Here is a 6878-nt window from a genome sequence, read left to right as displayed (position 1 = left end):
TAGAGCAGTATTATGCTGATTTATGTATTCCCTCCTCATTATCAGTTAGTTTACATCAACCTCAACATTTCTTCATTTTCATTGATTAGTTACATGGCGATAATCTGTTCTCCACGTTTGGATAATTCATTATCCGCGTTTGGAGAATTTGTTCTCCAAGTCTGGATAATCTGTTCTCCACGTTTGGAGAGTTTGTTATCCACGACGGGAAATTTGTCTCTTCACGGTGGGGAAATATTTCCCTTCATTGCGGGAATTTGTATTTCCTATCGTAAAGACGATGATAAACCCTGTTTCATCGACTTGATTATCTAACTACGCGAGTTCTGGATAAGCCTATCGGACTGTAAGCCCCGACGGGGGTATTAGACGAGACCTCTTATCCAGAACTCATATTATTATAGAAACGTTTCATTCGTTGTCAATTAAAATCACTACCTTTGCATAAGTTTAACTGCACTTGGGCATGTGAGAACAAGTTCTCATGCCACTCATTGGTGCAAACTTTGCATAAGTTTAACTGCACTCGGACAAGAGACAAGGTCAACTCCCGTGCCGCTAAAAAGTGTAAGTGAGACGCATTATAATTGGAATAGGTATGAATGAATATCTGAAAGAGAACGAAAAAAGAACAAATCCCTTTCTCTCGCCATACGGGACACCACACGATACAGCTCCCTTCGACCGCATACGTCTTGAAGATTTTGAACCGGCCATCATCGAGGGAATACGTCGTGACGACGAGGAGATAGAAAAGATTATCAACAATCCTGACGAACCTACGTTCGAGAACACCGTGGTAAGGGTGGACGACGAGAAAGACAACGAACATTACTACGACCTGCTCGACCGCACAACAGCCGTATTCTTTAACCTGCTGAGTGCCGAGACCAACGACAAACTCGATGCCCTTGCGCAGAAACTTAGTCCCGTGCTCACCCGCCATGCCAACGACATACGTCTGAATAAGCAACTCTTCGAACGCATACGTTACGTCTACGAACACCACGGCGAGTTATCGCCCGAAGAGGAGATGCTGTTGGATAAGTGCTACGACGGATTCGTGCGTAGCGGTGCCTTGCTCGACGACGATGGGAAAGCACGGCTGCGCACCCTCTCGGAAGAAGCCGGTGTGCTGGCACTCCAATTCTCGCAAAACCTACTGAAAGCCAACAAGGCCTTCACCCTTCATATCACCGACGAGGCCGACCTCGACGGATTACCCGATACAGCCGTAGCCGCTGCAAAGCAGGCTGCCGAGGAACGAAAACTCGGGGGATGGGTCATCACCCTTGATTACCCCAACTATAGTCCCTTTATGACGTATTCTACGCGTCGCGACCTGCGCCGCCGTCTTTATATGGCACGCAACACGGAATGTATGGAGGGCAACGATGAAGACAACACCGAAATATGCAAACGTCTGGTTAATCTGCGGCGCGAAACGGCACAGCTGCTGGGTTATGACACCTATGCAGACTATGTGTTGAAGCATCGGATGGCCACAAACGTGGAGAACGTGTACCGGCTGCTGGACGACCTCATAGAAGCCTACCGGCCTGCCGCCATGGAAGAGAAACAGGAGATGGAGGCATTAGCCAAGGAATTGGAGGGCAATGACTTTACACTCGAAGAGTGGGACACGGCATTCTATGCCCATCAACTGAAGCTGCGCAAATACGACCTTGATGCAGAGATGCTGCGTCCGTACTTGGAACTTTCACGCGTTATCGACGGCGTGTTCGGCTTGGCTACGCGACTCTACGGCATCACGTTCCGTCCTGCACCGGACATTCCCGTCTATCATCCCGACGTAAAAGCCTATGAGGTGTACGATGCCGACGGCAGATTCCTCGCCGTGTTCTACGCCGATTTCTATCCACGTCAGGGAAAGAACGGCGGAGCATGGATGACCGAATACCGTGGACAATGGATTGACAGCGACGGCGAAAACCATCGTCCCCACGTAAGTGTGGTGATGAACTTTACCAAACCTACGGCCGAGAAGCCCGCACTATTGACTTTGGGCGAGGTGGAAACCTTTCTTCATGAGTTCGGCCACGCACTCCACGGCATGTTTGCCAATACACGCTTTGAGAGCCTCTCGGGCACCAACGTGTGGTGGGACTTCGTGGAACTACCCTCACAATTCATGGAGAACTTCGCTGTAGAACGTGAATTTCTACGTACTTTTGCCATTCATTACGAGACAGGTGAGCCTTTGCCCGACGAACTGATAGATCGTATTGTGAGAAGCCGTAGCTTCATGGCGGCCACACAATGCCTACGGCAAGTGAGTCTCGGCCTGCTCGACATGGCTTACTATACGCAGCGTAAGCCATTCGAGGCCGACATTCTGTCTTTCGAAAAGCAAGCATGGAAGAAAGCCATTATCGGTCGCCAACGCAACGATACCTGTATGACGGTGCAATTCTCCCATATCATGGCCGGCGGCTATGCGGCCGGTTACTACTCCTATAAGTGGGCGGAAGTGCTCGATGCCGATGCGTTCAGCGTGTTTAAGGCACACGGCATCTTCGACAGGCAGACGGCACAACGGTTCCGCAAGGAAATTCTCTCCAAAGGAGGCACGGAACATCCCATGACACTCTACAAACGCTTCCGCGGTGGAGAACCGACTATTGATGCTTTGCTGGCACGCGACGGCATCCGAAAACAAAGAACATAAAAACGAAAAATCCCATGATAGAAACCGACAAACAACAGGAACTCGACCTAAGATACCTACGCATGGCACGTATTTGGGCAGAGAACAGCTACTGCCAACGTCGCAAAGTGGGCGCACTTGTGGTGAAAGACAAGATGATTATCAGCGACGGATATAATGGCACCCCCAGCGGATTCGAGAATATCTGCGAGGACGAAGACAATACGACCAAGCCCTACGTACTGCACGCCGAGGCTAACGCCATTACCAAATTGGCACGAAGTTCCAACAACAGCGACAACTCTACACTCTACGTCACGGCATCGCCCTGTATCGAATGCTCGAAACTGATTATCCAAGCGGGTATCAAACGGGTGGTCTACGCCGAAAAATACCGCTTGGAAGATGGCGTAGAACTGATGAAAAAAGCAAATATTGAGGTGATTTACCTAAATCCTGACGAACATGAATCCCTATAAATCCAATCGTTTCATGCCGATGCTCATGGCATTGTGCGTCGTTGTCGGCATTATGATCGGCACGTTCTATGCCAATCATTTTTCGGGCAATCGGCTTAATATCATCAATTCGGGCAGCAACAGACTCAATAACCTGTTGCACATTATTGACGACCAATACGTGGATTCGGTGAACATCAACGACCTCGTAGAGAAAGCCATGCCACAGATATTGGCAGAGCTCGACCCCCACTCGGTATACATCAGCGCCAAGGATGTGCAGGCGACCAACGATGAACTGAAAGGTTCATTCTCGGGTGTGGGCATTGAGTTTACCATCCGTGAAGACACCATCCACGTGCAAGGGGTTGTCGGCAACGGTCCCGCCGAGCGTGCCGGTATCATTGCCGGCGACAGAATCGTGAGCATAGACGGGAAACCGTTCGTAGGAAAAGTGGTCACAACCGAAGAAGCCATGCGACGGTTGAAAGGACAAAAAGACTCTAAGGTAAAACTCGGCATACTGCGCTATGGCAGCAAGATGGTGAAATACTTTACCGTGACGCGGGGTGAGATACAACACAAGAGTATTAGTGCCGTCTACATGGTAGACGATTCCACGGGCTACATCCGCATCAAGAACTTCGGAGAGACTACCTACCCCGAACTTATCATCGCACTGGCCAAACTCTCGCAGCAGGGCTTCAGCAATCTCATCATCGACCTGCGCGATAATGTAGGAGGTTATTTGCAGTCAGCCGTGCAGATGGCCAATGAATTCCTGCCCAACAACAAACTGATTGTTTATACCAAAGGTCGCAAATCGCCCCGACAAGACTACCGCAGCGACGGGCGCGGAAGCTATCAGAAAATACCGCTTGTGGTACTCATCAACGAAGGTTCAGCCTCGTCGTCCGAGATATTCGCCGGTGCGATACAAGACAACGACCGCGGCACACTTATCGGTCGACGCTCTTTCGGCAAGGGACTGGTACAACAGCAAATTGCTTTCCCCGACGGCAGCATGATACGCCTCACCGTAGCCCGCTACTACACACCCTCGGGACGTTGCATACAAAAGCCCTATACCGTGGGCGACGACAAGGGATACGAGGAAGACATCATGGCCAGATATCGACACGGTGAATTCTTCTCGCAAGACAGCATTAAACACACTGGTCCGGCCTACCATACCGGTATCGGCCGACCCGTATACGGCGGAGGCGGCATCACACCCGACATCTTCGTACCCGAAGATACAACCAACATGACTTCCTATTACAAACAGGCGGCAATGAGCGGCCTCATCCTCCAGTTTGCTTTCACCTACACCGACGACAACCGGCTCAAGATGAATAATTTCAAAGAGATGACAGCACTGGCCGATTACCTGCGCAAACAAAATCTTGTAGACAAATTTGCCACCTACGCCGAGAAGAACGGGCTGCAACGCCGCAACCTGATGATACGAAAATCCTACGGTCTGTTGAACAAATATATCAACAGCCGCATCATTTACAACATGCTCGACGAGCAGGCGTGGATGGAATACCTCAACATCGGCGACCCTGTTGTCGGTGCCGCACTCAACGTATTCCGCCGGCACGAGGCTTTTCCGAAGAAATCCGTAACTCAACAACATCCAAAACAATAAGACCTATGAAAACATTCATCTTATCTTTCCTCATCATCTGCGGGAGCTCGTATCGCTGCCCGGCACAGACCGCATTACCGGCCGACAAGAGCAGCAATTCCGGTGTCGGGGCACAAGCCACATCTTCTGCCATGAAGATATACGTCACAAATCCCTTTTATACCGATTCTATCGAGAGAATGACAAGGACTGCATTCTTAGACCTGTCGGAATCTTATGCCATAGACGAGGAGGCACCTCTTATTTCTCCCGAAGATTTTGATAAAGATACCATAAACATCTCTTCTGCCCAAAAAGCCAGATTGCTGGAGGCCGCGGGTATCTTGGAGACAGATACGGTCTTTATCTACGACTTCCGGAAAGACACTGTTTATAAGTACACCGTGAGCGAACTGCCTGCCATTGCGTGTATAAATATCTATGCCATGGGCGAGGGCGAGTATCATTTAGGCGACTACGAATACGGACTTGACCTCGGCCGACGAGATGTGGGTGAGGGCGAGAACTTCACCTTTGTGGGCAGCGAAAATCCTTTCCAGACAGGCAGAATAAAACCTATCGTGTGGAAGCGTATCGCCCGCAAGGCCTTTCCCGTGAAGCTGAAACCCGAAATCATCGGAAAAGGTATTATCGGTGCGCACGATTTCTTTGAATACAAAGACGCTTATCGATTCACTTACGGAGAGCTGGACTATTATCTGCAAGAATTGAAGCGAATCTCGGAAGCGCCTATCGACGAGGAAGAGATCATGAAAAGATATTTGGTAGTAATCAATTCCAAGACAAAGAAAGTACTCTTTGAGGAATTGTATTCAGAGAGCGAGGGCGTGACGCATACTCCTCTGATTCTCGAGCAGGAAGATTCAACAGCGGAAGAGTATGGATACATGCAGTGGACAGGTTGTTTATTCAAAGGCAAATCTGCGATGATCTACGGCCTCTATTATATCAGTTTCGGATGTCCCGACATTCAGTTCGTTGATAAAAAGGATCCGCCCATCACCATTCTTTGCGATAACCGCCATTGACTTCTCTCGGAAAAACATGGATAATCTTCCTACAGATAAACGCGCGCTGCGAGCCCACGTTCGCGAGTTGAAAAAACAGTTCACAGCCGAGACATTACGCGCACAATCACAGCCCATCATCGACCGTCTCCTCGCCCATCCGCGGGTTGCATCGGCCGCCACGGTGCTCTTCTACCATTCCCTGCCCGACGAGGTTTACACCCACGAGGCTATCCCCCGCCTCGCCGCCATGGGCAAGCGCGTACTTCTGCCCGTGGTCGTCAGCGACGACGCGCTCGAGCTGCGCCTCTATCGCCCCGACAACGCTTTCCAATCGGGCTCGTTCGGCATACAAGAGCCCACGGGAAAGGCCTTCCGACAAGTCGAAGACATCGACGTGGCACTCGTCCCGGGTATGGCTTTCGATGCACAGGGCAACAGGATCGGCCGCGGCAAAGGCTACTACGATCGATTGCTGCACCAGCTGTCCCACACCTACAAAATCGGCGTTTGCTTCGATTTTCAGAAACTATCCCGCGTCCCCACAGAGCCAACCGACGTGCGTATGGACGAGATATTGTGACCGGCACACGCCCCAACCAACCGTTTCGATTTGAAACGAAATCCCGTGCATGATGTCAGCGCCACAGACGCACTCAATACGTCTCTGGCGAAGCCCAACTCTACAAAAGGCGAGTGGTACGCGTCATCACGACGCGTACCACTCTATGTATTATGCAAAAAAGTTTCTTATAGGCTTGCTGCCTCACTCTTTCGGCACCATCGGAAGAGGGTCGGAGGGAACAGGACCGGCACCGCCGCCATCCCCCGGATTTTTACCGCCACCATCGTCCGGCTTCTTACCGTCGTCACCTGGCTTCTTGTCGCCGTCTGACGGCTTTTTCTTCGGCAGCGCCTCCTGCTTATACCGGTATGTGCTTGTTGAGGAACTTGGCCAGGGCATCGTAATCGCTGGTGCCCGAGACCATGGCCAACGCGTTGACGAACTTCACGAGATGGCGATAGGCCGCATCGGTGGCCAAACGTGCCTTGCGCAGTTCGCCGGCAGCAACGGCCGACTGCGCCGTGGT

Annotated in this window: 7 protein-coding genes; 5 read left to right on the top strand and 2 right to left on the bottom strand. The window is 51.0% G+C overall.

From position 1 onward, the window contains the following. Window positions 1-598: 598 nt before the first annotated feature. The 5 genes from HMPREF0658_RS10515 to HMPREF0658_RS10495 are packed head-to-tail and all read left to right on the top strand — an operon-like array spanning window position 599 to window position 6370. On the top strand, window positions 599-2689 hold the full coding sequence (locus tag HMPREF0658_RS10515; RefSeq protein ID WP_006950748.1) for a M3 family metallopeptidase: 2091 nt from the start codon (window positions 599-601) through the stop codon (window positions 2687-2689). 14 nt (window positions 2690-2703) lie between these two features. Beyond that, window positions 2704-3147 carry a deoxycytidylate deaminase gene (locus tag HMPREF0658_RS10510; RefSeq protein ID WP_006950747.1) on the top strand — a complete coding sequence of 148 codons (444 nt, stop codon included), beginning with the start codon at window positions 2704-2706 and terminating at the stop codon, window positions 3145-3147. Next, entirely contained in the window at window positions 3134-4780 is a 1647-nt protein-coding gene (locus HMPREF0658_RS10505; protein ID WP_006950745.1) for a S41 family peptidase, read from the top strand. Before HMPREF0658_RS10510 ends, HMPREF0658_RS10505 begins: the two co-directional genes overlap by 14 nt. 5 nt (window positions 4781-4785) lie before the next feature. Further along, complete coding sequence (locus HMPREF0658_RS10500) at window positions 4786-5808, top strand: hypothetical protein (RefSeq protein ID WP_006950744.1); 1023 nt, start codon at window positions 4786-4788, stop codon at window positions 5806-5808. A 16-nt stretch (window positions 5809-5824) separates the two neighbouring features. Beyond that, window positions 5825-6370, top strand: coding sequence for a 5-formyltetrahydrofolate cyclo-ligase (locus HMPREF0658_RS10495; protein ID WP_006950743.1), 546 nt, complete (start codon window positions 5825-5827; stop codon window positions 6368-6370). A 183-nt stretch (window positions 6371-6553) separates the two neighbouring features. On the opposite strand, the gene HMPREF0658_RS11940 is transcribed toward HMPREF0658_RS10495, so the two are convergent. Beyond that, window positions 6554-6751 carry a hypothetical protein gene (locus HMPREF0658_RS11940; RefSeq protein WP_262502311.1) on the bottom strand — a complete coding sequence of 66 codons (198 nt, stop codon included), beginning with the start codon at window positions 6749-6751 and terminating at the stop codon, window positions 6554-6556. Beyond that, a complete protein-coding gene (locus HMPREF0658_RS11935; protein WP_262502315.1) occupies window positions 6711-6830 on the bottom strand; it encodes a hypothetical protein in 120 nt (39 codons plus the stop codon). Before HMPREF0658_RS11935 ends, HMPREF0658_RS11940 begins: the two co-directional genes overlap by 41 nt. Window positions 6831-6878 lie beyond the last annotated feature (48 nt).

This window comes from Hoylesella marshii DSM 16973 = JCM 13450 (assembly GCF_000146675.1).
Classification (GTDB): Bacteria; Bacteroidota; Bacteroidia; order Bacteroidales; family Bacteroidaceae; genus Prevotella; species Prevotella marshii.
This window is presented reverse-complemented; position numbering and strand designations above follow the sequence as displayed.

Coding starts and splice junctions, on each gene's coding strand:
- HMPREF0658_RS10515 (WP_006950748.1), top strand. CDS start 599: ATGAATGAATATCTGAAAGAGAACGAAAAAAGAACAAATCCCTTTCTC.
- HMPREF0658_RS10510 (WP_006950747.1), top strand. CDS start 2,704: ATGATAGAAACCGACAAACAACAGGAACTCGACCTAAGATACCTACGC.
- HMPREF0658_RS10505 (WP_006950745.1), top strand. CDS start 3,134: ATGAATCCCTATAAATCCAATCGTTTCATGCCGATGCTCATGGCATTG.
- HMPREF0658_RS10500 (WP_006950744.1), top strand. CDS start 4,786: ATGAAAACATTCATCTTATCTTTCCTCATCATCTGCGGGAGCTCGTAT.
- HMPREF0658_RS10495 (WP_006950743.1), top strand. CDS start 5,825: ATGGATAATCTTCCTACAGATAAACGCGCGCTGCGAGCCCACGTTCGC.
- HMPREF0658_RS11940 (WP_262502311.1), bottom strand. CDS start 6,751: ATGCCCTGGCCAAGTTCCTCAACAAGCACATACCGGTATAAGCAGGAG.